This is a genomic window from Mycoplana azooxidifex, assembly GCF_014196765.1.
GTDB lineage: Bacteria > Pseudomonadota > Alphaproteobacteria > Rhizobiales > Rhizobiaceae > Mycoplana > Mycoplana azooxidifex.
Genome location: NZ_JACIEE010000005.1, coordinates 281,954 through 308,094, shown reverse-complemented (window position 1 = coordinate 308,094; position 26,141 = coordinate 281,954). Strand labels below are relative to the sequence as shown.

The 26,141-nt window shown below is 65.6% G+C and carries 22 protein-coding genes and 1 pseudogene; 16 read left to right on the top strand and 7 right to left on the bottom strand.

Features of this window, described 5'->3' with window-relative positions; genetic code table 11:
• Positions 1-42 precede the first annotated feature (42 nt).
• A complete protein-coding gene (locus tag GGQ64_RS13350; protein WP_183804981.1) occupies positions 43-1,140 on the bottom strand; it encodes a carboxynorspermidine decarboxylase in 1,098 nt (365 codons plus the stop codon).
• A gap of 544 nt (positions 1,141-1,684) precedes the next feature.
• Between GGQ64_RS13350 and GGQ64_RS13345 the strand changes: the two genes are divergently transcribed.
• A complete protein-coding gene (locus GGQ64_RS13345; protein WP_343059469.1) occupies positions 1,685-2,521 on the top strand; it encodes a pseudouridine synthase in 837 nt (278 codons plus the stop codon).
• Between the two features lie 12 nt (positions 2,522-2,533).
• Here the strand turns inward: GGQ64_RS13345 and GGQ64_RS13340 are convergent, their stop codons facing one another.
• Entirely contained in the window at positions 2,534-3,700 is a 1,167-nt protein-coding gene (locus tag GGQ64_RS13340; RefSeq protein WP_183804977.1) for a dihydrodipicolinate synthase family protein, read from the bottom strand.
• A 472-nt stretch (positions 3,701-4,172) separates the two neighbouring features.
• Here GGQ64_RS13340 and GGQ64_RS13335 point away from each other — a divergent pair.
• From GGQ64_RS13335 to GGQ64_RS13275, 14 genes and pseudogenes are all read left to right on the top strand, one after another.
• Positions 4,173-5,183, top strand: a pseudogene (locus GGQ64_RS13335) (LacI family DNA-binding transcriptional regulator); the annotation flags it as partial.
• Positions 5,184-5,232: 49 nt separating this feature from the next.
• Positions 5,233-6,261 carry a Gfo/Idh/MocA family protein gene (locus tag GGQ64_RS13330; protein WP_183804973.1) on the top strand — a complete coding sequence of 343 codons (1,029 nt, stop codon included), beginning with the start codon at positions 5,233-5,235 and terminating at the stop codon, positions 6,259-6,261.
• 148 nt (positions 6,262-6,409) lie between these two features.
• Positions 6,410-8,020 (top strand): acyl CoA:acetate/3-ketoacid CoA transferase, encoded by a 1,611-nt coding sequence (locus tag GGQ64_RS13325; protein ID WP_183804971.1) that lies wholly within the window; start codon positions 6,410-6,412, stop codon positions 8,018-8,020.
• Positions 8,013-8,792 carry an enoyl-CoA hydratase/isomerase family protein gene (locus GGQ64_RS13320; RefSeq protein WP_183804969.1) on the top strand — a complete coding sequence of 260 codons (780 nt, stop codon included), beginning with the start codon at positions 8,013-8,015 and terminating at the stop codon, positions 8,790-8,792. The genes GGQ64_RS13325 and GGQ64_RS13320 overlap by 8 nt, the downstream gene beginning before the upstream one ends.
• Complete coding sequence (locus GGQ64_RS13315; RefSeq protein WP_183804967.1) at positions 8,792-10,300, top strand: aldehyde dehydrogenase family protein; 1,509 nt, start codon at positions 8,792-8,794, stop codon at positions 10,298-10,300. Before GGQ64_RS13320 ends, GGQ64_RS13315 begins: the two co-directional genes overlap by 1 nt.
• 186 nt (positions 10,301-10,486) lie before the next feature.
• Positions 10,487-11,728, top strand: a complete 1,242-nt coding sequence (locus tag GGQ64_RS13310) for an ABC transporter substrate-binding protein (RefSeq protein WP_183804965.1) — start codon at positions 10,487-10,489, stop codon at positions 11,726-11,728.
• Positions 11,729-11,929: 201 nt separating this feature from the next.
• On the top strand, positions 11,930-12,811 hold the full coding sequence (locus GGQ64_RS13305; RefSeq protein ID WP_183804963.1) for a carbohydrate ABC transporter permease: 882 nt from the start codon (positions 11,930-11,932) through the stop codon (positions 12,809-12,811).
• A complete protein-coding gene (locus tag GGQ64_RS13300; RefSeq protein ID WP_183804961.1) occupies positions 12,808-13,689 on the top strand; it encodes a carbohydrate ABC transporter permease in 882 nt (293 codons plus the stop codon). Before GGQ64_RS13305 ends, GGQ64_RS13300 begins: the two co-directional genes overlap by 4 nt.
• A gap of 5 nt (positions 13,690-13,694) precedes the next feature.
• The gene (locus GGQ64_RS13295) at positions 13,695-14,810 is read left to right on the top strand and encodes an ABC transporter ATP-binding protein (RefSeq protein ID WP_183804959.1); all 1,116 of its coding nucleotides are present in this window, start codon (positions 13,695-13,697) and stop codon (positions 14,808-14,810) included.
• A gap of 9 nt (positions 14,811-14,819) precedes the next feature.
• The gene (locus GGQ64_RS13290; RefSeq protein ID WP_183804957.1) at positions 14,820-16,328 is read left to right on the top strand and encodes a GMC oxidoreductase; all 1,509 of its coding nucleotides are present in this window, start codon (positions 14,820-14,822) and stop codon (positions 16,326-16,328) included.
• Positions 16,328-17,125, top strand: a complete 798-nt coding sequence (locus tag GGQ64_RS13285; RefSeq protein WP_183804955.1) for a 3-ketoacyl-ACP reductase — start codon at positions 16,328-16,330, stop codon at positions 17,123-17,125. The genes GGQ64_RS13290 and GGQ64_RS13285 overlap by 1 nt, the downstream gene beginning before the upstream one ends.
• A 283-nt stretch (positions 17,126-17,408) precedes the next feature.
• Positions 17,409-19,064, top strand: a complete 1,656-nt coding sequence (locus tag GGQ64_RS13280; RefSeq protein WP_183804953.1) for a GMC family oxidoreductase — start codon at positions 17,409-17,411, stop codon at positions 19,062-19,064.
• Between the two features lie 9 nt (positions 19,065-19,073).
• Positions 19,074-19,391, top strand: coding sequence for a Dabb family protein (locus GGQ64_RS27790; protein WP_246422626.1), 318 nt, complete (start codon positions 19,074-19,076; stop codon positions 19,389-19,391).
• 6 nt (positions 19,392-19,397) lie between these two features.
• Positions 19,398-20,666, top strand: a complete 1,269-nt coding sequence (locus GGQ64_RS13275; protein ID WP_246422625.1) for a glycerate kinase type-2 family protein — start codon at positions 19,398-19,400, stop codon at positions 20,664-20,666.
• Positions 20,667-20,688: 22 nt separating this feature from the next.
• Here GGQ64_RS13275 and GGQ64_RS13270 read toward each other — a convergent pair whose 3' ends face one another.
• Positions 20,689-21,003 (bottom strand): plasmid stabilization protein, encoded by a 315-nt coding sequence (locus GGQ64_RS13270; protein WP_183804951.1) that lies wholly within the window; start codon positions 21,001-21,003, stop codon positions 20,689-20,691.
• Positions 21,004-21,218: 215 nt separating this feature from the next.
• Here GGQ64_RS13270 and ung point away from each other — a divergent pair, with 215 nt between their 5' ends.
• Complete coding sequence (gene ung, locus GGQ64_RS13265; RefSeq protein ID WP_183804949.1) at positions 21,219-21,914, top strand: uracil-DNA glycosylase; 696 nt, start codon at positions 21,219-21,221, stop codon at positions 21,912-21,914.
• Positions 21,915-22,079: 165 nt separating this feature from the next.
• Here ung and GGQ64_RS13260 read toward each other — a convergent pair whose 3' ends face one another.
• The 4 genes from GGQ64_RS13260 to GGQ64_RS13245 all read right to left on the bottom strand — a co-directional run bounded on the left by GGQ64_RS13260 (position 22,080) and on the right by GGQ64_RS13245 (position 26,141).
• Positions 22,080-23,042: a nucleoside hydrolase gene (locus GGQ64_RS13260; protein ID WP_343059480.1), complete on the bottom strand. Its 963-nt coding sequence runs from the start codon at positions 23,040-23,042 to the stop codon at positions 22,080-22,082.
• A gap of 20 nt (positions 23,043-23,062) precedes the next feature.
• A complete protein-coding gene (locus tag GGQ64_RS13255; protein ID WP_183804945.1) occupies positions 23,063-24,301 on the bottom strand; it encodes an NAD(P)/FAD-dependent oxidoreductase in 1,239 nt (412 codons plus the stop codon).
• Positions 24,302-24,450: 149 nt separating this feature from the next.
• Complete coding sequence (locus tag GGQ64_RS13250) at positions 24,451-25,314, bottom strand: metal ABC transporter permease (RefSeq protein WP_183804943.1); 864 nt, start codon at positions 25,312-25,314, stop codon at positions 24,451-24,453.
• The gene (locus GGQ64_RS13245; RefSeq protein ID WP_210300260.1) at positions 25,311-26,141 is read right to left on the bottom strand and encodes a metal ABC transporter permease; all 831 of its coding nucleotides are present in this window, start codon (positions 26,139-26,141) and stop codon (positions 25,311-25,313) included. Before GGQ64_RS13245 ends, GGQ64_RS13250 begins: the two co-directional genes overlap by 4 nt.

The window sequence follows — 26,141 nt, the reverse complement described above, 5'->3', positions numbered from 1 at the left end:
CAACTCCTTGCGTCCAATCGTCAGAAAGTCTTCCTGAGGGTTTCAGGAAAGGCTCTGTTCGTAGTCCGCGTAATCGAACTCGCGGACCGTCCTGAGGCTGCCATCCAGTTCACGGATGGCGATTGCCGGCATTTTCACGCCGTTAAACCAGTTTTTCTTGACCATCGTGTAGCCGGCTGCGTCCTGGATCGAGATCCGGTCGCCGACGTTCAGCTCGTTCGGAAAATCGAACTCGCCGAAGATATCGCCGGCCAGGCAGGACTTGCCGCAGACCATGTAACGATGCGGTCCCTGGTTGGGATGAACCTTCGCGTTTTCACGGTAGATCAGGAGATCCAGCATGTGCGCTTCTATGGACGAATCCACCACGACAAGGTCCTTGCCGTTGTAAAGCTTGTCGAGCACGGTGACTTCCAGCGTGGTCGATCGGGTGATCGAAGCCTCGCCGGGCTCCAGATAGACCTGGACGCCATACTCGCCGGCAAAGCGCTTCAGCCGCTCGGCGAACTTCTCCAGCGGGTAGTTGTCGCCGGTGAAATGGATACCGCCGCCGAGGCTGACCCATTCGGCCTTCTTCAGGAGCGGCGCGAACCTCTCCTCGATCGTGCCCAGCATGCGATCGAACAGGGCGAAGTCGCCGTTCTCGCAGTTGTTGTGGATCATGAAGCCGGAGACGCGGTCCATGACGCGCTCCACCTTGGCCACGTCCCATTCGCCGAGCCGGGAGAAGGGCCGGGCCGGATCGGCAAGGTCGAAGGTGGAGGAGCTTACCTGCGGATTGAGGCGCAGGCCGCGGACGATGCCGGAAGCCTTGCGGGAGAACCGCTCGAGCTGGCCGATGGAATTGAAGATGATCTTGTCGGCGTGGGAGACGACCTCGTCGATTTCATAGTCGGCATAGGCGACCGAATAGGCATGCGTTTCCTTGCCGAAACGCTCATGGCCGAGGCGGACCTCATTCAGCGACGACGACGTCGTGCCGTCCATGTAGTCGCGCATGAAATCGAAGACGGACCACGTTGCGAAGCACTTCAGCGCCAGCAGCGCCTTGGCGCCGGAGAGTTCGCGCAACGTGGCGATCTTCTCCATGTTGCGGAGCAGGCTGGACTTGTCGATCAGATAGTAGGGCGTCTCAATCATGCGGGTCGGGTCTTTCGTGGCGTGAAAAGGCGCGTCCTGCCCGCCGGCAGGCGCAGGCGGTGTCAGACTTCGGGCCCATCGTCATTTCCGTGGTGCGAACGGCCGTTGCGGTCGTCGTGTCAGGGAACTGTCATCATCATTCCGGAAGGCTGCCTCCCCAAAGGGGCGGCATTGTCGTCTCTCGGCATCTGCCAGGTTGGCGAACGGTCTGTCCCGACCGTCTACAGGGCAAATGTGACGGTCGGGCTACAATCGCGCGCCAAGGCGCGACAACTCCTGACCGGTTTGAGAGAGCAAAGACAGCATGGCGCCTATCTAGCTTCATGGTCAGGGAAGTCAAGGCAGGCGGGCTGCTTATGGGCTGCCGGGCGGACGCGATCCGGCCTTGCGAAATCGCAGCGGAATGTTATCTGACGATCGAGATGCAGATCCCGCTTGTGTGCGGTCTGCCAAGATCGACAGGTACGCCCCCGGAGCGTCGCCCTTGCCCAGAAAAGCCCTGCCGAGAAAACCCCTTTCTGGAAAATCCCTGGCCGGAAAACCCGTGTCCGGAAAGGGGGCTGCCGGAAAGCCACCGTCCGGAAGGCCCGGACCGGGCAAGGCCGACCGGGTGACGCTGCAGCGGGCATTCTCCAAGCTCGGCATCTGCTCGCGAAAGCAGGCGGAGGCCTTCATTCTGGACGGGCGGGTGCGGGTCAACGAGAAGGTGACCACCGCCGTCGATACCTGGGTCGACATGAAATCCGACCGGATCGAGCTCGACGGCAAGCCGCTGACGGCGCGTGAAAAGGTTTATCTCGCGTTGAACAAGCCGCGCGGCCTCGTCACCACGCGGGACGACCCGGAAGGTCGCGATACCGTCTTCGATTGCCTGGAAGGGCTCGACCTGCCCTTCGTCGCCCCTATCGGCCGGCTGGACAAGGCCAGTGAGGGGTTGCTGCTGTTCACCAACGACACACAGATGGCGCAGCGCCTGCTCGATCCCGACAAGGACGTCCGGAAGATCTATCATGTCCAGGTGTCCGGTGTACCGGGCGAGGCGGAGCTTGCACGGATGAGGGCCGGGATCGTCGCGGACGATCAACTGCTGACGGCGGCGGCCGTGCGCCTGCTGCGATCGGGCGAGAAGAACGCCTGGCTCGAGGTGCAGCTCACCGAGGGCAAGAACCGGCAGATCCGGCGCATGCTCGAAGCGCTCGGGATGGAGTGCCTGCGGCTTGTCCGGGTTTCCATCGGTGACATTCCTCTCGGCGATCTTGCCAAGGGTGCGACACGTCTCTTAAGCGACGACGAGGTCCGGTCGCTGCGGGAGAGCACCGGGCTTCGGCCGGATGCCAGGGCGGGCGAAAAGCGTCCGGTCAAGGGGCGCAAGGCGGGCTGACGGCTGGTCCCGTCAGCCCTCGATGCCGTGCACGGCCAGCAGGCTCTTCATCCGCAGCGTCGCCAGGTCTGGCCGGTCCAGCACACGGGCGCGGTCGGCAAGGCGGAAAATGTCGGCATAGTGGACGACGCCGCGGGCCGACTGCAGGCCGGCCGGCATGGTGAAATGGGACTGGTGGCCATTGAGCCAGGCGAGGAAGACGACGCCGGCCTTGTAATACGGCGTCGGCGCCTCGAAGATCTTGCGCGACAGCGGCACGGTCGGCTCGATCACCGCGCGAAAGGTGGCGACATCGCCGGACGCGAGCGAGGAAAGCGCCTTCGAAGCCTGCGGCGCGACGGCATCGAAGATGCCGAGCAGGGCGTGGCTGTATCTCTGCCCATCGCCCTCGATCAGTTCGGCATAGTTGAAGTCGTCGCCGGTGAAGCAGAGCACGCCCTCCGGCAGCCGGTCGCGCAACGCCACTTCGCAGGCATTGTCGAGCAGCGAGATCTTGATGCCTTCGACCTTGTCGCGATTCTCCGCGATGATTGACAACACGGTCGAGAGCGCGCGTTCGAAGTCGTCGCTGCCCCAGTAGCCCTTCAACTGCGGATCGAACATGTCGCCGAGCCAGTGCAGCACGACCTTGTCCTTCGCCTGGCCCAGGAGGTGGCCATAGACCTTGCGGTAGTCGTCGGGCGAACGGGCGACCCGCGCCAGCGCCCGGCTCGCCATCAAGATGGCGCGGCCGCCATGCTTCTCGACGAGGCCGATCTGTTCCTCGTAGGCAGCGATGACGTCGTCGAGCGTCTTTGCGTCGCCAGGCGAGAGCTGGTCGGTTCCCGCCCCGCAGGCGAGGTCGGCACCCGGCACGGTGCGCGCCTCCGCCAGCGAGCGACGGATCAGTTCCTGCGCGCCGGCCCAGTCGAGCCCCATCCCGCGCTGTGCGGTATCCATCGCCTCGGCGATGCGAAAGCCCAGCGACCAGAGATGATGCCTGAAGGCGAGTGTCTCTTCCCAGTCGACCGCCGGCGCGTCCCAGGGACGCGTGTCCTTGAGGGGATCGGACACGACGTGGGCTGCGGCATAGGCGATGCGGTTGAAGACGGGCGGAGCCGCCGGCCTTTCGGTCGGCGTGCCCGAAAGCACATAGCGCTCGATCGTGCCGTCCGCCTTCGGCAGCTGGACTGTCGACATGGGAACCTCCTCCACGGTTTGGAGGGGTGATAATTTAGATCGATCCAAATTGCAAGGGCCGGAATGAAGGCGAGCCGTAGCTGGCCCGTCGGACGGAGCGAGGCGGCCGGCGCTGGATGGCCGGATGCGAGGTCGGGGGTCCTTCTATTCGCCGCACCTCCCCCTTTCTGGACGTCATCCTCGGGCTTGTCCCGAGGATCTGATGATCTCGATAAAAGCGTTTTATTTCATTAATTTATGGAGCGCGTGATGATCCAGAATCAGATCCTCGGGACAAGCCCGAGGATGACGACGTGGGGGTGGGGCATCGGCTGGACGTGTTGCGCAGTGCCACGACGTGGAGCGAGGCGGCGTGCGGCGGATGCTTTCCCCTTTCGTCGAGTCACCGCAAATGATGCTTGACTATTTTGGAACGTTCCAATAGATCTCCAATCCGAAAGCGGACGCAAGAGGGCCGCCTGGGAGGATGTGCGTGACCAAGAGCAGAGTGACAGTCGTCGACATTGCGCACGCCGCCGGCGTGTCGAAGTCGACCGTGTCGCTCGTGCTGCAGGCGAGCCCGCTGGTCAACGAGCAGACCCGCGCCAAGGTCAATGCCGCTATCCGCGAGCTCGGCTACGTCTATAATCGCGGCGCGGCGAACCTGCGCCAGACGGCGTCTTCGAAGATCGTCGGCATCGTCGTCAACGACCTCACCAATTCCTTCTTCGCTGAGCTTGCCGTCGGCATGGACATGGTCATGCAGTCGGCGGGCTTCGTGCAGTTCCTCGCCAATACCGGCGAGAGCATCGACCGCCAGCGAGAGGTGATCGCCTCGATGCGCGAGCACGGCATTTCCGGCCTGATCATCTCGCCGGCGCGCGGCACCGAGGCTGCGGACTTCAAGCCGCTGACGGCGAGCGGCGTGCCCGTCGTCGTCGTCGTGCGCAACGTCGCCGGCGCCAAGGTGTCCTCGCTCCTGTCCGACAACCGCGCCGGTGCGCGGGCGGCGACGGAGCACCTGATCTCGCTCGGCCACCGCCGCATCGCCTTTCTCGGCGGCTTTGCCGATACCGCCGTCTCCGGCGAACGCATGCAGGGCTATCGTGAGGCGCTTTCGGCGGCCGGGCTCGACGCGGATGCGTCCCTCGTCGTCAATTCCGCGCCGTCGCGCGCCGGCGGCGTGGCCGCGATCGAGCGTGCCATGCTGATTTCCGAGCGGCCGACCGCCGCGCTTTGCTTCAACGATGCCGTCGCCTTCGGCGTCTGCGATGGCCTGCGCGCCCGCGGGCTCGAGCCCGGCCGCGATTTCGGCGTCGTCGGCTTCGACGACGTGATCGAGGCGCAGACGGCGGTGCCGGCGCTGACGACGGTGTCCGTCGATCCGCAAGGGATGGGGCGGCGGGCAGCGCAGATGCTGCTGAAACAGATCAATTCCGGCCGGGTGGAGGCCGAGGCGACGATCGCTTCGGTTCGGCTGGTGGTGCGCCAGAGTTGCGGCGCGAAGACGAAGACTTGGGATGGAGGGAAGACATGGGATGGAGGAACCTCGCATGACACAGCCCCGGGCGACACAGGCTCAGACACGGTGGGGACTGATCGGCGCCAGCACGATCGCGCGTGAGTGGGTTATCGGAGCGATCCGCGCCACCGGCGGCGAGGTCGTTTCCGTCATGAGCACCAGCGCGGAGCGCGGTCGCGGCTATGCCGCCGAGCAGGGCATTGCGAAATCGGTCACGAGCCTGGAGGGCCTGCTCGGCGACGATGAGATCGATGCCGTCTACATCTCCACCACCAACGAGTTGCACCGCGATCAGGCGATCGCCGCGGCCCGCGCCGGCAAGCATGTCCTCTGCGAGAAGCCGCTGGCCACTTCGCTGGAAGACGCGCGCGCCATGGTCAAGGCCGCGAGGGATTCGGGCGTGGTCCTTGCGACGAACCATCACCTGCGTAACGCCGCCACCCATCGCGCCATGCGCGACGCGATCGCGGCGGGCCGCATCGGCCGGCCGCTCGCCGCCCGGGTTTTCCACGCCGTCTACCTGCCGCCGCACCTGCAGGGCTGGCGCCTCGACAGGCCGGAGGCCGGCGGTGGCGTCATCCTCGACATCACGGTGCACGATACCGACACGCTGCGCTTCGTGCTCGGCGACGATCCGGTCGAAGCCGTCGCCTTCAGCCAGCAAAGCGGCATGGCGAAGGCCGGGCTCGAGGATGCGGTGATGGGCGTGCTGCGGTTTCGCTCCGGCGTCATCGCCCAGTTCCACGACGGTTTCACCACGAAGTTCGCCGAGACGGGGCTGGAGGTGCATGGCAGCGAGGGATCGCTGATCGGCCGCAACGTCATGACCCAGAAGGCCGTGGGCACGGTGACGCTGCGCGACGCGGACGGCGAACGCGACCTGCCGCTCGACCATCGCAATCTCTACGAGACCGGCCTTGCCGCCTTCCATGCCGCGATCGCCGGCAAGGGCCAGCCGTCCGCCACCGGTGAGGACGGCGTCTGGTCGCTGGCCGCAGGGCTCGCGGTCGTCCAGGCCGCGCAGAGCGGCACAGCCGTCAAGATCGAACCGGGGCTATGAGGATGCGGCCCATGATCCAGACGACGTTGTCGCGTTCCCGCAAAATCGGTGCCTGCAGACCCCCTCATCCGCCCTTCGGGCACCTTCTCCCCGGCGGGGAGAAGACGGAAACACTGTCGACCAATCAAGTAAGACCTCGAGTAGCATCATGAGCAAGCACATTTCGCCAGCGCAAGCGGCAAGCCTCATCCCGGACGGCGCGGTCGTCTCGGTTTCCTCTTCGTCCGGCCTCGGCTGCCCGGACCTGATGCTGAAGGCGATCGGCGAGCGGTTCGAGGCGACCGGCCACCCGAAGGACATCACCACGCTGCACCCGATCGCCGCCGGCGATATGAGCGGCATCAGGGGCGTGGACCATATTGCCCGGAAGGGGCTGCTGGCACGGATCATCGGCGGTTCCTATCCGTCCGGACCTTCGACGGCGGAGCCGCCGCTGATCTGGCAGATGGTCACCGGCAACGAGATCCCCGCCTACAACATCCCCTCCGGCATCCTGTTCGACATGCACCGCGAGGCGGCAGCCAAGCGGCCGGGCGTGCTCACCAAGGTCGGCCTCGATACCTTCGTCGATCCGTCCCGCCAGGGCTGCGCGATGAACGACAAGGCAGCCGACCAGCCTGTGGTGAAGAAGGTCGAGTTCGAGGGCGAGGAATGGCTCTATTTTCCGGCGATCGTGCCGCAGGTGGCGATCATCCGCGCCACGACGGCCGACGAGCGCGGCAACCTCACCTATGAGCACGAGGGCGCCACGCTCGGCGGCCTCGACCAGGCGCTCGCCGCCCGCAACAATGGCGGCATCGTCATCGCCCAGGTCAAACGCATCACCAAGGAAGGCGCGCTGCGGCCACACGACGTGCGCGTGCCGGGCATGCTGGTGGACTATATCGTCGTCGATCCCGACCAGAAGCAGACGACGCAGACGCCCTACGATCCTGCCATTTCCGGCGAGATCATGCGTCCGCTGGAGAGTTTCCGCGTGCCGGAATTCAACATCCAGAAGGTGATCGCCCGCCGCGTCGCGCAGGAACTGGAAGCCGGAAGCTGCGTCAACCTCGGCTTCGGCATCTCCGCCAACGTGCCGCGCATCCTGCTGGAGGAGGGCCTGCACGGCGACGTCACCTGGGTGATCGAACAGGGGGCGGTCGGCGGCGTGCCGCTGCTCGATTTTGCCTTCGGCTGTGCCTCGAACGCCGATGCCTACATGCCCTCGCCCTACCAGTTCACCTATTTCCAGGGCGGCGGCTTCGACGCCTCGCTGCTGTCCTTCCTCGAGATCGGCCGCGACGGCTCGGTCAACGTCTCCAAGCTCTCCTTCCGCCCGCATGTCACGGCGGGTGCCGGCGGCTTCGTCGACATCACCGCGCGGGCGAAAAAGATCGTCTTTTCCGGCATGTTCAACGCCGGCGCTAAACTCGGGGTCGAGGGCGGGAAGCTCGTGATCGAGAAGGAAGGCAAGCTGAAGAAGCTGGTCAACGAAGTCGAGCACGTGACCTTCTCCGGCCGCCGCGCCATCGAGCAGGGGCAGGACATCACCTATGTCACTGAGCGCTGCGTGATGACGCTGACGCCTGATGGCATCGTGCTCACGGAGATCGCTCCGGGCGTCGACCTGCAGGCGCATGTCCTCGATCAGTCGGAGTTTCCGCTGATCGTCTCCGAAAACCTGAAGGTGATGGATGGCGCGCTCTTTGCCGATGCGCCGCTCGGCCTGACGCTGCCGCGCAAGGCACAGCGCACGCTGGGAGCGGGCCATGTCTGAGCCGCGCATCAGGATCGCCGTCGAGGGCGCCGTGGCCACCATCACCGTGGCAAGGCCGGAGAAGCTGAACGCCTTCGATATCGGCATGCTGAAGGAACTGTCGGACGCTTGTGACACCGTCGAGGCGAACGCCGCCGTTCGCGTTGCGATCCTGACCGGCGAAGGCAAGGCCTTTTCCGCCGGCGGCGACATCAAGGCCTGGGGCGGCATGGAGCCGAACGAATTCGGCCATGCTTGGGTGCGCTTCGGCCACCGCGTGTTCGAGCGGCTGGCGACGCTGCGGATGCCGTTGATCGCCGCCGTCAACGGCCACGCGCTGGGCGGAGGGCTGGAGCTTGCCGCGGCCGCCGATATCCGCATCGCCGAAACCCAGGTGAAGATCGGCCTGCCGGAAGCCGGCCTCGGCATGGTGCCCGGCTGGTCGGGCACGCAGCGGCTGGTGAAACGCTTCGGTGCGCAGGCCGTGCGCCGGATGCTGCTCGGCGGCGAGGTTCTGACAGCCGCGGAAGCTGCGGGACTGGGCATCGTCGACAAGGTCGTGGAGACCGGGCGATCCGTCGAGGCGGCGAAGGAATACGCGGCGCGTATCGCGACACGTGGACCGGCGGCGACCGAAGTCTCGAAACTGATGATCGCCGTTGCCAACGGCGAGGACAACGGCAGCGCAGTGGAAGCCCTCGGCTCGATCCTCGTCGCCAAGACCGGGGACCTGAAGGAAGGCGTTGCCGCCTTTACCGGCAAGCGCCCGGCGGAATTCAAGGGAGAATGGTGATGACTGCTATCGTGAAGCCGAAGGCGCTCGAAAACCACAAGGTGCGCGACTTCCGCATGCTGATCGACGGGGCATGGGTGGAGACCGACGGCGGCGGGACGCTGGAGCGCGTCGCGCCCGGCCATGGCGTCACCGTCAGTCGCTATCAGGCCGGTACGCGGCAGGATGCCGAGCGCGCCATCGCCGCCGCCCGCCGCAGCTTCGACGACGGCTTCTGGCCGCGCATGACCGGGGCCGAGCGCTCCAACATCCTCCTCAAGGCGGCCGACCTGATCGCCGCCCGCGCCGAGGAACTCGCCTTCCTCGATGCGATCGAGAGCGGCAAGCCGATCAGCCAGGCGAAGGGCGAACTCGGCGGCGCCGTCGATATCTGGCGCTATGCGGCGGCGCTCGCCCGCGACCTGCACGGCGAGAGCTACAACACGCTCGGCGACGGCACGCTCGGCGTCGTGCTGCGCGAGGCGATCGGCGTCGTCTCGATCATCACGCCGTGGAACTTCCCCTTCCTGATCGTCAGCCAGAAGCTTCCCTTCGCGCTGGCCGCCGGCTGCACGACGGTGGTCAAGCCGTCGGAACTGACGTCCGGCTCGACGCTGGTGCTCGGCGAAATCCTCCAGGAGGCCGGTGTTCCGGCAGGCGTCGTCAACATCATCACCGGCACCGGGCCCGAGGTCGGCGCGCCGATGACGACGCATCCCGACGTCGACATGGTTTCGTTCACCGGCTCCACCGGCGTCGGGCGGCTGACCATGGCGAACGCGGCGCAGACGCTGAAAAAGGTCTCGCTCGAGCTTGGCGGCAAGAACCCGCAGATCGTCTTCCCGGACGCCAATCTGGACGACTTCATCGATGCGGCGGTGTTCGGCGCCTATTTCAACGCCGGCGAATGCTGCAATGCAGGCTCCCGCCTCATCCTGCATCGCGACATCGCCGACGAGGTCACCGGCCGCATCGCCGAACTCTCGGGGAAGGTCCGGGTCGGCGATCCGCTCGATCCGACCACGCAGGTCGGCGCGATCATCACGCCGCAGCATCTGGAGAAGATCGCCGGCTACGTTTCGGGAGCGCAGCAGGCGGGCGCTGGCGTAGCACTCGGCGGCGAGCCGCTCGATCTCGGCCTCGGCCAGTTCATGGCGCCGACCATCCTCTCTGGCGTTAAGCCCGACATGGCGGTCGCGCGCGAGGAGGTGTTCGGCCCCGTGCTTTCCGTTCTCACCTTCGAGACGACCGAGGAGGCGATCCGGATCGCCAACGCCACCGACTACGGCCTCTCCGCCGGCGTCTGGAGCCGCGATTTCGACAGCTGCCTTACGATCGGCCGCCGCGTCCGCGCCGGTACGGTCTGGATGAACACCTTCATGGATGGCGCTTCCGAACTGCCCTTCGGCGGATATCGCCAGTCGGGTCTGGGACGCGAACTGGGTCGCCATGCGGTGGAAGACTATACCGAGACGAAGACGCTCAACATGCACATCGGCGCGCGCACCAACTGGTGGATGCCGCGATGAGCGAAAGGCGGAGTGTTAATCGATTTAAGCAATGCCGAAGTGGCGCTTGACGCGCGCGCGACAGTCACATCTTAATTGGGAGAGCGGCGAGGAGGCCGCACAACAGACAAACTGCAGACACGGATTGGGATACACCCTGAGGCGGAAGGGCTTCCGCCATACAACTTGCTAGCTGGGAGGAAAACGATGCGCAAGTTTCTGACGACGACTGCAATGTCACTGACACTGATGGCGGGTGCGGCGCAGGCCGCGGAAAACGTGGAAGTGCTTCACTGGTGGACTTCCGGCGGCGAGGCTGCCGCGCTCGACGTCCTGAAGAAGGACCTCGAATCCAAGGGGATCAGCTGGACCGACATGCCGGTCGCAGGCGGCGGCGGCACCGAGGCCATGACCGTGCTGCGCGCCCGCGTCACCGCCGGCAACGCGCCGACGGCCGTGCAGATGCTCGGCTTCGACATTCTCGACTGGGCCAAGGAAGGCGCGCTCGGCAATCTTGACGAGATCGCTGCCAAGGAAGGTTGGGACAAGGTGGTCCCCGGTGCCCTGCAGCAGTTCTCCAAGTATGACGGCCACTGGATCGCCGCCCCGGTCAACGTTCACTCCACCAACTGGATGTGGATCAACAAGGCAGCCCTCGACAAGGCGGGCGGCAAGGAGCCGGCCAACTGGGACGAACTCATCGTGCTGCTCGATAACTTCAAGGAGCAGGGCATCACGCCCGTCGCCCATGGCGGCCAGCCCTGGCAGGACGCGACCATCTTCGACGCGGTCGTGCTCTCGCTCGGCAATGATTTCTATAAGAAAGCCTTCATCGACCTCGATCCCGAAACGCTCGGCAGCCCGCAGATGAAGGAAGCCTTTGACCGCATGACGAAGCTGCGCTCCTACGTGGACGACAACTTCTCCGGCCGCGACTGGAACCTGGCGTCTGCCATGGTCATCGAGGACAAGGCAGGCCTGCAGTTCATGGGTGACTGGGCCAAGGGCGAGTTCCTGAAGGCCGGCAAGAAGCCGGGCGCGGATTTCGTCTGCATGCGCTTCCCCGGCACGCAGGGGTCGGTAACCTTCAACTCCGACCAGTTCGCCATGTTCAAGGTGGCCGACGACAAGGTCCCGGCACAGCTCGCCATGGCCTCGGCGATTGAAAGCCCGACCTTCCAGTCGGCCTTCAACGTGGTCAAGGGCTCGGCCCCCGCCCGCACCGACGTTCCTGACACCGACTTCGACGATTGCGGCAAGAAGGCCATCAAGGATCTGGCCGATGCCAACACCAGCGGCACGCTCTACGGCTCCATGGCCCACGGCCACGCCAATCCGGCCTCGGTGAAGAACGCGATCTACGACGTCGTCACGCGCCAGTTCAACGGCGAGCTTTCCTCCGAGGAAGCCGTCACCGAACTGGTCGCCGCCGTCGAGGGTGCGAAGTAGGCGGCCTAGTGCCGGATTGCCCCTCACCCTGACCCTCTCCCTGCAAGCGGGGAGAGGGGACGCAGACGCCGCAACCAGTGTCCTTCTCCCTGCCTGCGGGGAGAAGGTGCCGGCAGGCGGATGAGGGGCAGAGGCGCCCTGCAACATCCGCTTCTGGCAGTCTGCTCGCATCTGTATTTCACGCTAACGGTGGTAACGCCCATGGACAGCCGCTCGCGCCTGCAGGAGCTTCTTCCCAAGCTCGTGCTCGCCCCCAGCTTTCTTATCGTGCTCGTCTTCGTATACGGCTTCATCGCCTATACGGCGCTTCTGTCGCTGACGGACAGCAGGATGCTGCCTTCCTTCAACTTCGTCGGGCTGTCGAACTACGTGAAGCTCTGGGCGCTGCCGCATTGGTGGCGGGCGATCTCGAATCTCGCGATCTTTGCCTCGCTCTACATCGTCATCTGCAGCGTGCTCGGCCTCGGGCTGGCGATCCTGCTCGACCAGCGAATCCGCATCGAGGGCCTGTTGCGGCCGATCTATCTCTATCCGATGGCGCTGTCCTTCATCGTCACGGGGACCGCCTGGAAATGGTTCCTCGATCCGGGTATCGGGCTTGAGAACACCATGCACCTGTGGGGCTGGGAGAGCTTCTCGTTCAACTGGATCAAGGACCGCAACTACGCCATCTACTGCGTCGTTATCGCCGCCGTCTGGCAGTCGTCCGGCTTCGTCATGGCGATGTTCCTCGCCGGCCTGCGCGGCGTCGACAACGAGATCATCAAGGCAGCACAGATCGACGGCGCCTCGACCATGACCGTCTACCGCCGCATCATCATCCCGCTGATGCGCCCGATCTTCCTTTCGGCCTTCGTCGTCCTCGCGCATCTTGCGATCAAGGCCTACGACCTGGTCATCGCGCTCACCGGCGGCGGCCCCGGACAGGCGACCGAACTGCCGGCGACCTTCATGTATTCCTACACGTTTACCCGCAACCAGATGGGCATCGGCGCGTCGTCTGCGATCATCATGCTGATCATGATCTTCTCGATCATCGTCCCTTATCTCTATTCCGAAATCCGTGGAGGCAAGGGCCGATGAGCGCTGCAAGCTCCGACAACGTCATCAGCCACGACCGGCTCACGCGCGCCCTCATCTATACGGCGCTGATCATCTTCGCGTTCTACTACCTGCTGCCGCTCTATGTGATGCTGGTCAACTCGTTCAAGCCGCTGGAGGAGATCCGCCAGGGCGGCATGCTGAACCTGCCGCAGGTCTGGACGATCGAGCCCTGGCTGTCGGCCTGGTCGACGGCACAGATCGGCGTGCAGCCGACCGGCCTTCGTCCGTTCTTCATCAACTCGATCCTGATGGTCGTGCCGGCCGTCGCCATCTCCACCATCATCGGCGCGCTGAACGGTTATGTGCTGACGAAATGGCCGTTCCGTGGTTCGAACATCTTCTTCGGATTGCTGCTGCTCTCCTGCTTCATCCCGTTCCAGATCGTGCTGATCCCGATGGCGCGCATGCTCGGCATCTTCGGGATCGCCGGTTCGATCTGGGGGCTGATCATGGTGCACGTGATCTACGGCATCGGCTTCACCACGCTCTATTTCCGCAACTACTACGAAAACTTCCCGACCGAACTGGTGCGCGCCGCACAGATCGACGGCGCGAGCTTCTTCCAGATCTTCCGCCGCATCCTCTTGCCGTCCTCCGGGCCGATCATCGTCGTCTCCGTCATCTGGCAGTTCACCAACATCTGGAACGACTTCCTGTTCGGCGCCTCCTTCTCCGGCCCCTATTCCACGCCGATGACGGTGGCGCTGAACAACCTCGTCTCCTCGTCAACCGGCGTGAAGGAATACAACGTCCACTTCGCGGGCGCGATCCTCGCAGCCCTTCCCACCCTCATCGTCTACATCGTCTCCGGCCGCTACTTCGTCCGCGGCCTGATGTCCGGCGCCGTGAAAGGATGACCAGCATGTCGTTTCTCAAGATCAGCAATCTTCGCAAGTCCTACGGCGCGCTGGAAATCCTCAAGGACATCAACCTGGAGATCGAGCAGGGCGGCTTCCTCGTGCTCGTCGGCCCGTCGGGCTGCGGCAAGTCCACGCTTCTGAACACGATCGCGGGGCTCGAGCCGATCACTTCCGGCGACATCGCCATCGACGGCCGCTCGGTCGCCGGCCTGCACCCCTCCAAGCGCGACATCGCCATGGTGTTCCAGTCCTACGCGCTCTACCCGAACATGACGGTCGCCGGGAACATCGCCTTCGGCATGGAGATCCGCGGCGTGCCCAAGGACCAGCGCGACAAGGCGATCAAGCAGGTCGCAGACATGCTGCAGATCGGCCACCTGCTCGATCGCAAGCCCGGCCAGCTTTCCGGCGGCCAGCGCCAGCGTGTCGCCATGGGCCGGGCGCTGGTGCGCGATCCGAAGCTCTTCCTGTTCGACGAGCCGCTGTCGAACCTCGACGCCAAGCTGCGCGTCGACATGCGCACCGAGATCAAGCGCCTGCACCAGCGCATGAAGACGACGATCGTCTACGTCACCCACGACCAGATCGAGGCGATGACGCTGGCGACCAAGATCGCCGTGCTGAAGGACGGCATGCTGCAGCAGTTCGGGACTCCCGCCGAGATCTATAACAATCCGGCGAACATCTTCGTCGCCGACTTCATGGGGTCGCCGGCGATGAACCTTTTGAAGGCGAAGGTCGAAGGCGACGGCAGCGCGCTTGCCGTGTCGCTCGCCCGCCCCGAGGCCGAGCCGCTCAGGCTTGTCGTTGACCACGCACCGTCCGGGCTCGGCGCCTATCGCGGCAAAGAGGTGATCTTCGGCATCCGCCCGGAGGCGCTGACCGATCCCGAGGGCGCCGACCACAACGCCCGCACGATTGCGCAAGGCGATTGCTTGATCGAGGTGGTCGAGCCCGCCGGTGCCGACACCTTCGCGGTCACCCATCTCGGCGGCAAGGAGATCGTCGCCCGCCTGCGCGCCGACGCGCGCATCTCCGCTGGGCAGAAGGCACGGCTCGCCTTCAATCTCGACAAAGCGGTGTTCTTCGACCCCGACAGCCAGCGCCGCATCGCCTGAGAAGAAGCCATGACCTCGCAGCCCGACATCGTCATCATCGGCTCCGGCATCGGCGGGGCAACGGTTGCGGCCGGCCTTGCGCCGAGCGGCGCCAGCATTCTCATCCTCGAGGCCGGCGGCCACATCGAGGACCGGCCGGAGAACCGCGACCAGCGCGCGATCTTCCAGCGCGGCCACTTCCGCCCGAAGGAGACCTGGTACGAGGCCGGCGGCGAGGGCTTCAATCCCGGCAACTACTACAATGTCGGCGGCAATTCGAAGTTCTATGGCGCAGTTCTCGTGCGCTACCGCCGCGAAGATTTCCTGGAGATGCGCCACCGCGAGGGCGTCTCGCCGGCATGGCCCTATCCTTACGAGGAGCTGGAGCCCTGGTACTCGGCGGCCGAAAGGCTCTACCAGGTCCATGGAAGCCTGGGGGAGGACCCGACGGAGCCGTTCCACTCGGCGCCGTATCCCTTTCCGCCCGTACCGGACGAGCCGCCCATCGCGCAGGTCAAGAAGCGGCTGAAGGCCGGGGGCATGCACCCATACGCGCTTCCGCTCGGCGTCGATATCGAGCGTTGGCTGAAGAAGGCGAAGACACCGTGGGACGCCCATCCGAACGCCGACGACGGCAAGATGGACGCCGAGACGACCGCACTTGCCGAGGCCCTGAAATATCCGAACGTCCGGCTGCAGACCGGCAGCCGCGTGACGCGCCTCTACACCGCGCCGCATGGCCGCTCGATCACGACCATCCGCTACATCAGGGATGGCGATGAGCACAGCGTCTCGCCAAAGCTGGTGATCTTGGCAGCCGGCGCGGTGCAGTCCGCGGCGCTGCTGCTGCGTTCGGCCAGCGAGGCCAACCCGCGCGGGCTTGCCAATTCGTCCGATCAGGTCGGCCGCAACTTCATGAACCACAATTCGAGCGCGGTGATCGCGCTCTCGCCGTCCTATCGCAACACCTCGGTCTACCAGAAGTCCTTCGGCTTCAACGATTTCTATCTCTCCGACGGCGCCGGCGGAGCGCCGCTCGGCAATGTCCAGCTGCTTGGCCGCGTTTCGGGGAAGATCCTCAAGGCCAACATGCCCTCGGTGCCGGAATGGCTGCTGGAGCGGGTCTCGCGACATGCGATCGATTTCTACGCCATGAGTGAGGACCTGCCGCACCCCGAAAGTCGGATCACGGTGGACGGCGACAGGATCGTGCTGAAATGGACCCGCACCAACTGGGACGCCCATCTGGAACTGGTGGCGAGGCTGAAGGCGGTACTGAAGAAGGCCGGATTTCCGATCGTCCTGTCGCGCGCCTTCGACAAGCGCACGCCCTCGCACCAGTGCGGAACGGTGCGGATCGGCAACGACCCGGCAACCTCGCCGCTTGACGTCTACTGCCGCTCGTTCGACCATCCGAACCTGTTCGTCGTCGATGCCTCGTTCCTGCCGACTTCGGCTGCGGTCAACCCGGCGCTGACAGTCGCAGCCCAAGCGCTGCGGGTGGCCGACCACATCCGATCAAGGGAGCTCGTGGCGTAATGACATCCTTTCGCTCGCCCCGCCATCGGAAGCCTCGCCCTCTGGCCATCGTCACCGGGGGGCGCCGCGGCATCGGGTTCGGCATTGCCCGGGCGCTCGCGGCTGATGGCTTCGACATTGCCATCACCGGCATCGGCGCCTCGGACGAGGGCACCGACACGGTGCTCGCCGAACTCGGCAAGGCCGGAGCGAAAGCGGTCTATTTCCAGGCCGATCTCGCGGCGGTGGAGGTCCACAGGGATACGGTGGAGGCGATTGTCGATGCTTTCGGCCGCATCGATTGCCTGGTCAACAACGCCGGTATCGCCTCGGTGGTGCGGGGCGACTTTCTCGATCTGGAGCCTGAGAATTTCGACGCGATCGTCGCCACCAACCTGCGCGGCACGGTGTTCTTCACGCAGGCCGTACTGCACGCGATGCTTGCGGTACCGGCCACCCATCCGCGGTCGATCGTCAACATCACGTCCGTTTCGGCCTCGCTGTCGTCGCCCGAGCGGCTGGACTACTGCATGACGAAGGCGGGGCTCGCCGCGTTCAGCCAGGGGCTGGCGCTGCGGCTGGCCGATACCGGCATTTCCGTGTTCGAGGTCCGTCCCGGCATCATCCGCTCCGAGATGACCGCCGGCGTCTCTTCGAAATACGACGTCCTGATCGCAGGCGGACTGGTGCCGATGAAGCGCTGGGGCGAGCCGGACGACATCGGCGCCGCCGTCGCAGCCCTTGCCTCCGGCCGCTTCGCCTTCGCCACCGGATCGGTGCTCGACCTCGATGGAGGGCTTTCGATCGGGCGGCTGTGAGTTTTCCGCCGCTCCGTTGGGGGGAGGGGATGGCGAGTGTCGGCGCTTGAGGCGAAGTTCCCCTCATCGCCTCGCATGCGCTCGGCACTTCTCCCCGAGGGGAGGGAGCCCGGCCAGCGGCTTGGCCAAGGGACGCTGGAACGGTGCGGCAAGTCTCTTCTCCCCGGCGGGGAGAAGGTGCCGGCAGGCGGATGAGGGGGAAGTCGCCGCAGGGGCGCGTGTCCATGAGACGCGCTGCGACGGAATGGAAGACGCGCCGTTATCGGCTTTTGAGGAAACGTGCATGGCTTACGACTACATCATCACCGGCGCCGGACCTGCGGGATGCGTGCTCGCCAATCGCCTTTCCGAAGACCCGAGCGTGCGCGTCCTGCTGCTCGAAGCCGGGGGCGGCGACTGGAACCCGTTGTTCCACATGCCGGCCGGCTTTGCCAAGATGACGAAGGGCGTTGCCAGCTGGGGTTGGGAGACCGTGCCGCAGAAGCACATGAAGGGCCGCGTGCTGCGCTATACGCAGGCCAAGGTCATCGGCGGCGGCTCGTCCATCAATGCCCAGCTCTATACCCGCGGCAACGCCGTCGACTACGACCTGTGGGCCAGCGAAGACGGTTGCGAGGGTTGGGACTACCGGTCGGTCCTGCCCTATTTCAAGCGCGCCGAGGACAACCAGCGCTTCGCCGACGACTATCACTCCTACGGAGGTCCGCTGGGCGTCTCGATGCCCGTCTCGGGCCTGCCGATCTGCGATGCCTATATCCGGGCCGGCCAGGAACTCGGCATTCCCTACAACCACGACTTCAACGGCCGCCAGCAGGCCGGCCTCGGCTTCTACCAACTGACCCAGCGCGACCGCCGGCGCTCGTCGGCTTCGCTTGCCTATCTCTTGCCCATCAAGGATCGCAGGAACCTGACGGTCCGCACCGGCGCGCGCGTCGCCCGCATCTTGCTGGAAGGCAGCCGCGCCGTCGGCGTCGAAGTGGTCACCGTGCGGGGGATCGAGACGATCCGGGCTGAGCGCGAGGTGCTGGTCACATCGGGGGCGATCGGTTCGCCGAAGCTCCTGCTGCAATCGGGGATCGGCCCGGCCGAACATCTGAGATCCGCCGGTGTCACCGTAAAGCACGACCTGCCCGGCGTCGGCTCGAACCTGCAGGACCATCTCGACCTGTTCGTCATCTGCGAATGCACCGGCGACCACACCTATGACAACGTGGCAAAGCTCCACCGCACGCTCTGGGCCGGCCTGCAATACGTGCTGTTCCGCTCCGGCCCGGTCGCGTCTTCGCTCTTCGAGACCGGCGGATTCTGGTATGCCGATCCCGATGCGCGCTCGCCCGACATCCAGTTCCACCTCGGTCTCGGTTCGGGCATCGAGGCTGGCGTGGAGCGGCTGAAGAACGCCGGCGTCACGCTGAACTCGGCCTATTTGCACCCGCGCTCGCGGGGCACGGTCCGTCTTTCCTCGGCCGATCCTGCCGCAGCCCCCTTGATCGACCCCAACTACTGGGCCGATCCGCACGACCGCAAGATGTCGATCGAGGGTCTGAAGGTCGCCCGCGAGATCATGCAACAGGCTGCGCTGAAACCGTTTATCCTTGCTGAACGGCTGCCCGGTCCCAAATACGTCACCGATGACGACCTGTTCGACTACGGTTGCACCAATGCCAAGACCGACCATCATCCCGTGGGGACCTGCAAGATGGGCTCGGGCGCGGATGCCGTCGTCGGGCTCGACCTAAAGGTGCACGGGCTCGAGGGCCTGCGCGTCTGCGACAGTTCCGTCATGCCGCGCGTGCCCTCCTGCAACACCAATGCGCCGACGATCATGGTGGGCGAGAAGGGCGCCGACATCATTCGCGACCTGCCGCCGCTGCCGCGGCAGATCTTCGCCCACGAGCGCAACGACACCCGTGCGCGCGCCCGGGCCGACATTCGATAGGAGCACCGCATGATCCGCCACTGTGTGTTCATCCGTTTCAAGCCGACGATCGGCGCTGCGGCGAAGACCGAGATCTTCGACGAGATCGCAGCGCTCAAGGACCGCATCCCCGGCCTGCTGGCGGTCCATTCGGGCACCAACGTCAGTCCGGAGACCGGCATGGACAAGGGATTTTCCGACGGCTTCATCGTCGACTTCGACGACAGCTTCGCCCGCGATGCCTATCTCGAGGACGAAGAGCACAAGAAGATCGGCGCCAAGCTCGTGGCCGCCGCGCTCGACGGCGTGAAAGGGATCCTTGTCTTCGATCTCGAAACGGACGATTGATCGGTCATGACAGACGATCCCCGCGCCTTTCTCGCCTCCCTGTTCGATGAAGCGGTCAAGGCCGCCGATCCGCTGGCGGCCATTCGTGCCCACCTACCGGAGCGCCCGAGGGGGCGCACCATCGTCGTCGGCGCTGGCAAGGCGGCAAGCCAGATGGCGAAGGCCTTCGAGAGCCTGTGGGACGGACCGATCGAGGGGGTGGTCGTCGCCCAGCACGGTCCGGTCGAGAGCTTGGAGAGGATCGTCGTGCTGCAGGCCGCCCATCCCGTGCCGGACGAGGCGGGACTTCAGGCCGCGACGCGGCTGCTGGAAACGGTCCGGGGGTTGACTGCGGACGATCTCGTGATCGCGCTGATCTCCGGTGGCGGCTCCTCTCTGCTGCCGGCACCTGCGGGAGGGCTGACGCTTCAAGACGAGATCGCCGTCAATCGCGCGCTGCTTTCCTCCGGGGCGCCGATATCGGCGATGAACGTGGTGCGCAAGCACGTCTCGCAGATCAAGGGCGGGCGGCTAGCCCATGCCGCAGCACCGGCGCGCGTGATCAGCCTGATCGTTTCCGATATTCCCGGCGACAATCCCGCTCATGTTGCCTCCGGCCCGACCGTGCCGGACGGCTCGACGCCGCAGGATGCGCTGGAAATCGTCCGCCAGTACCGCATGAACCTGCCCGAGCGGGTGATGGCGCACCTTAATTCGGAGGCCGCCGCGGCTCCCGGCCCGGAAGATGCCGCCTTCGCCAGCCACGCGCATCATGTCATCGCATCCGCCCGCGTCTCGCTGGAGGCCGCCGCCGCCAGGGCGCGCGCTGCCGGGATCGAGACCGTGATCCTGTCGGATTCCATCGAGGGCGAGGCGCGCGACATCGGCCTGATGCATGCGGCGATCGCCCGCGAGGTGCGCACGCGCGGCCGCCCATTTGCTCCCCCGGTGCTGATCCTCTCCGGCGGGGAGACGACCGTGACGATCGGCGGGGAGGGTTTTGGCAGGGGCGGGCGCAACAGCGAGTTCCTGCTGGCCTTCGCCATGGCCATCGACGGTTTGGAGAACGTCCACGCGCTCGCTGCCGATACCGATGGCCGCGACGGATCGGAGCACAATGCCGGCGCCTTTGCCGATGGCGGCTCGATCGGGCGCATGCGCGCCACCGGCGAGGACCCGCGCGCGCGGCTTATCGGCCACGACGCCTATACCGCCTTCGACGCTGCCGGCGACATCTTCACGACCGGGCCGACGGGCACCAACGTCAACGATTTCCGGGCGATCCTGATCCGCTGAGGTCAGACATCCGCCCTCAAGTTCAATGGGTGGTTTTCTGCGCGTTGCGCTTGCGGGTGGCGGCGGCCTTTTTGGCGGAGGCGGAGCGTTCGGCGGCGGTCCTGCCGGCGGCCGCAGCGCCACCCTTGCGGCCGCCCTTCCGGGCAGAAACATGCGTATCGGGCTTGCCGCGCCCGGAGCCGGACTTGTTGCCGCCGCCGTCCTCCTTGTTCACCGTCGCCCAGGCGCGACTTTCGGCTTCCTTCTCCGACACGCCCCGCTCTTCATAGCCATCGGCGATGTGTTCGGCCTTCCGTTTCTGCTTGTCCGTGTAGCTCGACTTGTCTCCGCGCGGCATGGCCGTCTCCTTCCAGGCACTGGCGATGCCACGTCGGCATCGCTCAATTTTCCCCAACGCCTGGGCACCGGTCCTGTTCCGGCGCCGGAAGCTGGTTGAGCGGTTCTCGGCAACCCGCGGCGGTTCGCAGGCTACGGTGCAAATCGTAGGAAGCCGGTTTCGGTTTTGCGGCGGCTGCGCTATCCAATGGGAAGGCACGAGCGTGGAGAAGCGGCATGACGGGTGCGGAGGTGCGGATCGGTGAAAGCTGGCGCGGGATGCTTTCGGAGGAATTCGCCAGCCCCTACATGGCGGCGCTGAAGAGCTTCCTGGTCAGCGAGAAGGAACAGGGCAAGCGGATCTTTCCAAAGGGCGCCGAGTACTTCCGCGCCCTCGACCTGACGCCGCTCCAGGACGTGAAGGTGGTGATCCTCGGGCAGGATCCCTATCACGGCGAGGGCCAGGCGCACGGCCTCTGCTTCAGCGTGCGCCCAGGGGTGCGCATCCCGCCGTCGCTCGTCAACATCTACAAGGAAATCGCGTCCGACCTCGGGATCGCGCCGGTACGGCACGGCTTTCTGGAGCATTGGGCGCGGCAGGGCGTGCTTCTGCTCAACAGCGTCCTGACGGTGGAGATGGGCCGCGCCGCCTCGCATCAGGGGCAGGGTTGGGAGCGCTTCACCGATGCGGTGATCCGTGCCGTCAACGAGAGTGACCAACCGGTCGTCTTCATGCTCTGGGGCTCGTACGCACAGAAAAAGGCGGCCTTCGTCGACCAGGCGAAACACTTGGTGCTGCGCGCGCCGCATCCCTCGCCGCTGTCGGCGCACAACGGCTTCCTCGGCTGCCGCCATTTCTCCAAGGCAAACACCTTCCTGCAAAGCCACGGCCGGCCGCCGATCGACTGGGCGCTGCCCGAGCGGGTGGAGTAGGGCAGCAGCGGAGCCTCCGGACCTCTTCTCCCCAGCGGGGAGAAGGTGGCGCGTAGCGCGGATGAGGGCGTGGCGGGCGTGGCGTTTGCGGCGAAGCCCCCCTCATCGCCTCGCTTCGCTCGGCACTTCTCCCCGATCGGGAGAAGAGGGAGCCAGCGGTTGGCGTCAGGCAGCGCGCGACAGCGTCTCGGCAAGCAAACGCAGCACCGCCTCGGCGTCGATGCCGATGCAGGCCTGTTGGCTTGGCAGTTCGTCCCAGTTGCCGGGCGGGAAGGCGCGGCCGTCCGGTTTCTGGATCGTCTGGCCGTCGGCTATGCCGCCGGCGACGACGCGGATCGCGCCGCTGCGGGCGGTGAAGAGATGCGGTGCGACGAGATAGACGCCGGCGCAGCTGTCGTGCACGACCATGCCGTCTTTCACGTGCCGACCGTAGAAGTCGATGTAGAGCTGGGAGATGTCGGAGAGCAGCTTTGCCCGTGCGCCGCCTTTCGCGACGATCTCGTTCAGGAGCGTGCGCGTCATCACCGTCTTCATCGTCACGTCGAGACCGACGACGACCACCTTCCACGGCGCGGTCATCACGACGTCGGCGGCTTCCGGATCGCCGTGGATGTTGGCTTCCGCTGCGGGCGTGATGTTGCCGGGGACGTCGAAGGCGCCGCCCATGATGATCACCTGCTTTACGAGCGTGGCGATCTCCGGGGCCTCCTTCAGCGCAAAGGCGAGGTTCGACATGCGGCCGACGGCGATCAGCGTCACCTCGCCGGGGTTTTGCCGCACCGTATCGATGATGAAGCGATGGGCGGGGCGGGGATCGACGGGGAGGTCGATCGTCTCCGGCACGTCGATATTGCCGAGACCGTCATGGCCGTGGATCATCACCGGCCAGTCGACCGGGTTGCGCATCGGGTCGAACGACTTGCCGTTGCCCTTGGCGACGGGTGCTGCGATTTCCCATTCGCGCTTCAGGAACAGCGCGTTGCGCGTCGTCGTCTCGACGGATGCGTTGCCGAAGACGGTGGTGATGCCGATCAGGTCGATCTCGGGGTGCTGGTGCAAAAACAGCAGCGCCATGGCGTCGTCGATGCCGGGATCGGTGTCGAATATGACCTTTGCATGAAGGCGGATCTTTCGGTTCTATGGGCCGGCTACTGGAAGCGGCGGATCGAGAAGGCGTCGAGCTCCGGGTTGGTCTCGCCGGCAAACAGATCGGCAATGTGGCGGCCGGTGGTGGCTGCGAGCGTCAGGCCGAGGTGGCCGTGACCGAAGGCAAATGCGATGCGCGGATCGCCCGGATGAAGGCCAATGACTGGGACGGAGTCCGGCGTCGAGGGGCGGCGCCCCATCCATTCGGTGCCGCCTTCGTCGGGCAGGTCCGGCACATAGCGGCGCATCTTCTTGCGCATCGCACTCGCACGGGCGTAGTTGGCCGCCGTCTCCGGCCGCGCCAGCTCGACGGCGCCACCGACGCGCAGCATGTTCTCGAAGGGGGTGGCCACGAAGCCGTGCTCGGAAAAGAACACCGGCATTTCCAGCGTCACCGACGGGTTGACGAAGGTGGTGTTGTAGCCACGCTCCGTCTCAAGCTGGACGTGGAGGCCGACCCGCTCGACAAGCGGCTTGGACCAGATGCCGGCGGCGACGACGACCTTGTCGAAGACGTGGGTGTTCTGCGCCTCGGTCCGGACCGAAATGCCTTCGTCGCTCCAGGCGAGCGAGGTGACGGCGGCATCGATGAACGACGCGCGCTCGCGGATCGTCGCCTGCAGGCGACGCAGGAAGGTCAGGGGATATTCGAAGGTCTGGTAGCCGGCATTGTAGACGGCACCCGCGAACTCGCCGGCCAACGCCGGCACGCGGCGGCGCGTCTCGGCGGCATCGAGCTTCTCGACGTCGTAGCCGCCGAGGATGCGGGCGTTGTCCACCTCGTGGGCAAAGGCCTTGTCGCGCGCGGCCTCGGTGTCGAAGATCGAAAGGGCGCCCGTCTGTCGGAGATGGCCGGTGATGGCGATCATCTGCGCCATGGCGGCGTGGTCGGCCGTGGCCGTCTTCATCAGGAAGGTCAAAGCCCGGCGGGAGCGCTCGACCTGCGCGGGCCGGGAGGCGACGAGAAGGCGCAAGAGCCAGGGCAGCAGCGAGGGTACGTCGCCCCAGCGTAGCGCCAGCGGGCCCAGCGGATCGAGCAGCCAGCGGGGCGCGGACAGCAGCATGCCGGGCCGGGCGATCGGGTCGATCTCGGGAATGGCGAGGATGCCGGCATTGCCCACCGAGGCCGGCAGGCCGCCGGCATCACGCTCGATGATGGTCACCTGGTGGCCGCGGTCGAGAAGGTGAAGTGCCGTGGCGCAGCCGATGATGCCGCCGCCGACGATGCCGATATGTGTCATGCCTGTCCTGCTTTTGGTCCGCCGAAAGGGCGTGCCGGGGGCCCTTTCCTGATCGGGCCGGACGATAGACGGAAAAGAAAAGTCTGTCGACCGCGCGTGGCGGCAGTTTCAATTCCCGGTTGGTGTGGTCCCGACGGCCCGGCGTGCGGCTATCGGGGCATGGCGGGACCGTCTGCTCGCTGCGCGATAGCGCGGGCACGGATGGCCTGCCACAGGAGGGCGCAGACGAAGAGGATCGTCATCAAAACGACGATGGTGGGGGCGGGGGCGCTGTCGAGGAAGAAGCTCAGGTAGATGCCCGCAATCGAGGCGCCGACGGCGACCAGCACGGCCACTGCAAGCATCGAGCCGAACCGCCGCGTGAGAAGGGCGGCGATTGCCCCCGGCGCTACCAGCATCGCCACCGACAGGATGATGCCGACCGCCTTGAGCGCGCCGACCACGACGAGCGAGAGAACGGCCAGGAGACCATAGTGCAGGAGGCGGACGGGCAGTCCGATCGCGGCGGCGTGCTGTCGGTCGAAGGCCTGCACGAGCAGGTCCTTGCGGAAGAGGAGGATGAAGGCGGTGCAGGCGAGCGCGATCAGTCCGGTCTCGACCAGATCGGACGTGGCGATGCCCAGCATGTCGCCGAACAGGATGTGGTCGAGATGGACGTCGGATTCGACCGCCACATAGAGCACGATGCCGAGCCCGAACATGCCGGAGAAGACGATGCCGAGCACCGTGTCCTCCTTCACCCGGCTGTTGTTGCGGATGTAGCCTGCGGCGAGCGCGCAGAAGAGGCCGGCTGCGAAGGCGCCCACGGCGAAGGGCAGGCCCAGGACATAGGCGATGACGACACCGGGCAGCACCGCATGCGAGACGGCGTCTCCCATCAGCGACCAGCCCTTGAGCACGAGATAGCACGACAGCAGCGCCATCGGCACGGCGATCATCAGGGTCACCGCAAAGGCATATTGCATGAAGCCGAGGCGGAAGGGCAGCAGCAGCAGTTCGAGTGTCTCGCTCATGCCGCACCTCCCTTCTGCTCGAGCGCCAGCCGGCCCTTGCGGCGGATCGCGATCATTCCGTGCTTCGGGGCGAAGACGAAGGCTGTGAGGAAGATCAGCGTCTGCAGCACGACAATGATGCCGCCGGTGGCGCCGTCGAGGAAGTAGGAGGCATAGGCGCCGACGAGGCTGGTGCCGGCGCCGAGCAGGGCGGCGATGACGATCAGCCGCTGGAAGCGGTCGGTCAGCAGATAGGCGGTGGCGCCGGGGGTCACGACCATGGCGATGACGAGGAAGGCGCCGACCGTTTGCATGGCGGCGACCGTCGAGGCCGACAGCAGCGTGAAGAACAGCAGCTTGAGCGCCAGCGGCTTCAGGCCGATCGAGCGGGCATGGTTCTCGTCGAAGAAGGTGACCATCAGGTCCTTCCACTTTAGCAGCAGGATCAGCAGGGTCAGGCCGCCGATGATGGCGAGTTGCAGCGTGTCGGAGGGCGTGATCGCCAGGATGTTGCCGAGTACGATGGTCTGGATGTTCACCGAGGTCGGCGAGAGCGAGACCATGAACAGGCCGACGCCGAAGAAGGAGGTGAAGATCATGCCGATGATCGCGTCCTCCTTCAGCTTCGTGCGGTGATTGAGGAAGAGCATGGCGCCCGCGGCGAGCCCGCCGGAAAGGAAGGCGCCGGCGGAAAACGGCAGGCCCAGCATATACGCGCCGGCGACGCCCGGCACGATCGAGTGCGAGAGCGCGTCGCTGATCAGCGACCAGCCCTTCAGCATCAGATAGGCGGAGAGGAAGCCGCAGACGCAGCCGACAAGCGCGCTGACCCACATGGCGTTGACCAT

Coding starts and splice junctions, on each gene's coding strand:
- GGQ64_RS13350 (WP_183804981.1), bottom strand. CDS start 1,140: ATGATTGAGACGCCCTACTATCTGATCGACAAGTCCAGCCTGCTCCGC.
- GGQ64_RS13340 (WP_183804977.1), bottom strand. CDS start 3,700: ATGTCGACAGTCCAGCTGCCGAAGGCGGACGGCACGATCGAGCGCTAT.
- GGQ64_RS13330 (WP_183804973.1), top strand. CDS start 5,233: ATGACACAGCCCCGGGCGACACAGGCTCAGACACGGTGGGGACTGATC.
- GGQ64_RS13325 (WP_183804971.1), top strand. CDS start 6,410: ATGAGCAAGCACATTTCGCCAGCGCAAGCGGCAAGCCTCATCCCGGAC.
- GGQ64_RS13320 (WP_183804969.1), top strand. CDS start 8,013: ATGTCTGAGCCGCGCATCAGGATCGCCGTCGAGGGCGCCGTGGCCACC.
- GGQ64_RS13315 (WP_183804967.1), top strand. CDS start 8,792: ATGACTGCTATCGTGAAGCCGAAGGCGCTCGAAAACCACAAGGTGCGC.
- GGQ64_RS13310 (WP_183804965.1), top strand. CDS start 10,487: ATGCGCAAGTTTCTGACGACGACTGCAATGTCACTGACACTGATGGCG.
- GGQ64_RS13305 (WP_183804963.1), top strand. CDS start 11,930: ATGGACAGCCGCTCGCGCCTGCAGGAGCTTCTTCCCAAGCTCGTGCTC.
- GGQ64_RS13300 (WP_183804961.1), top strand. CDS start 12,808: ATGAGCGCTGCAAGCTCCGACAACGTCATCAGCCACGACCGGCTCACG.
- GGQ64_RS13295 (WP_183804959.1), top strand. CDS start 13,695: ATGTCGTTTCTCAAGATCAGCAATCTTCGCAAGTCCTACGGCGCGCTG.
- GGQ64_RS13290 (WP_183804957.1), top strand. CDS start 14,820: ATGACCTCGCAGCCCGACATCGTCATCATCGGCTCCGGCATCGGCGGG.
- GGQ64_RS13285 (WP_183804955.1), top strand. CDS start 16,328: ATGACATCCTTTCGCTCGCCCCGCCATCGGAAGCCTCGCCCTCTGGCC.
- GGQ64_RS13280 (WP_183804953.1), top strand. CDS start 17,409: ATGGCTTACGACTACATCATCACCGGCGCCGGACCTGCGGGATGCGTG.
- GGQ64_RS27790 (WP_246422626.1), top strand. CDS start 19,074: ATGATCCGCCACTGTGTGTTCATCCGTTTCAAGCCGACGATCGGCGCT.
- GGQ64_RS13275 (WP_246422625.1), top strand. CDS start 19,398: ATGACAGACGATCCCCGCGCCTTTCTCGCCTCCCTGTTCGATGAAGCG.
- GGQ64_RS13270 (WP_183804951.1), bottom strand. CDS start 21,003: ATGCCGCGCGGAGACAAGTCGAGCTACACGGACAAGCAGAAACGGAAG.
- ung (WP_183804949.1), top strand. CDS start 21,219: ATGACGGGTGCGGAGGTGCGGATCGGTGAAAGCTGGCGCGGGATGCTT.
- GGQ64_RS13255 (WP_183804945.1), bottom strand. CDS start 24,301: ATGACACATATCGGCATCGTCGGCGGCGGCATCATCGGCTGCGCCACG.
- GGQ64_RS13250 (WP_183804943.1), bottom strand. CDS start 25,314: ATGAGCGAGACACTCGAACTGCTGCTGCTGCCCTTCCGCCTCGGCTTC.
- GGQ64_RS13245 (WP_210300260.1), bottom strand. CDS start 26,141: ATGGTCAACGCCATGTGGGTCAGCGCGCTTGTCGGCTGCGTCTGCGGC.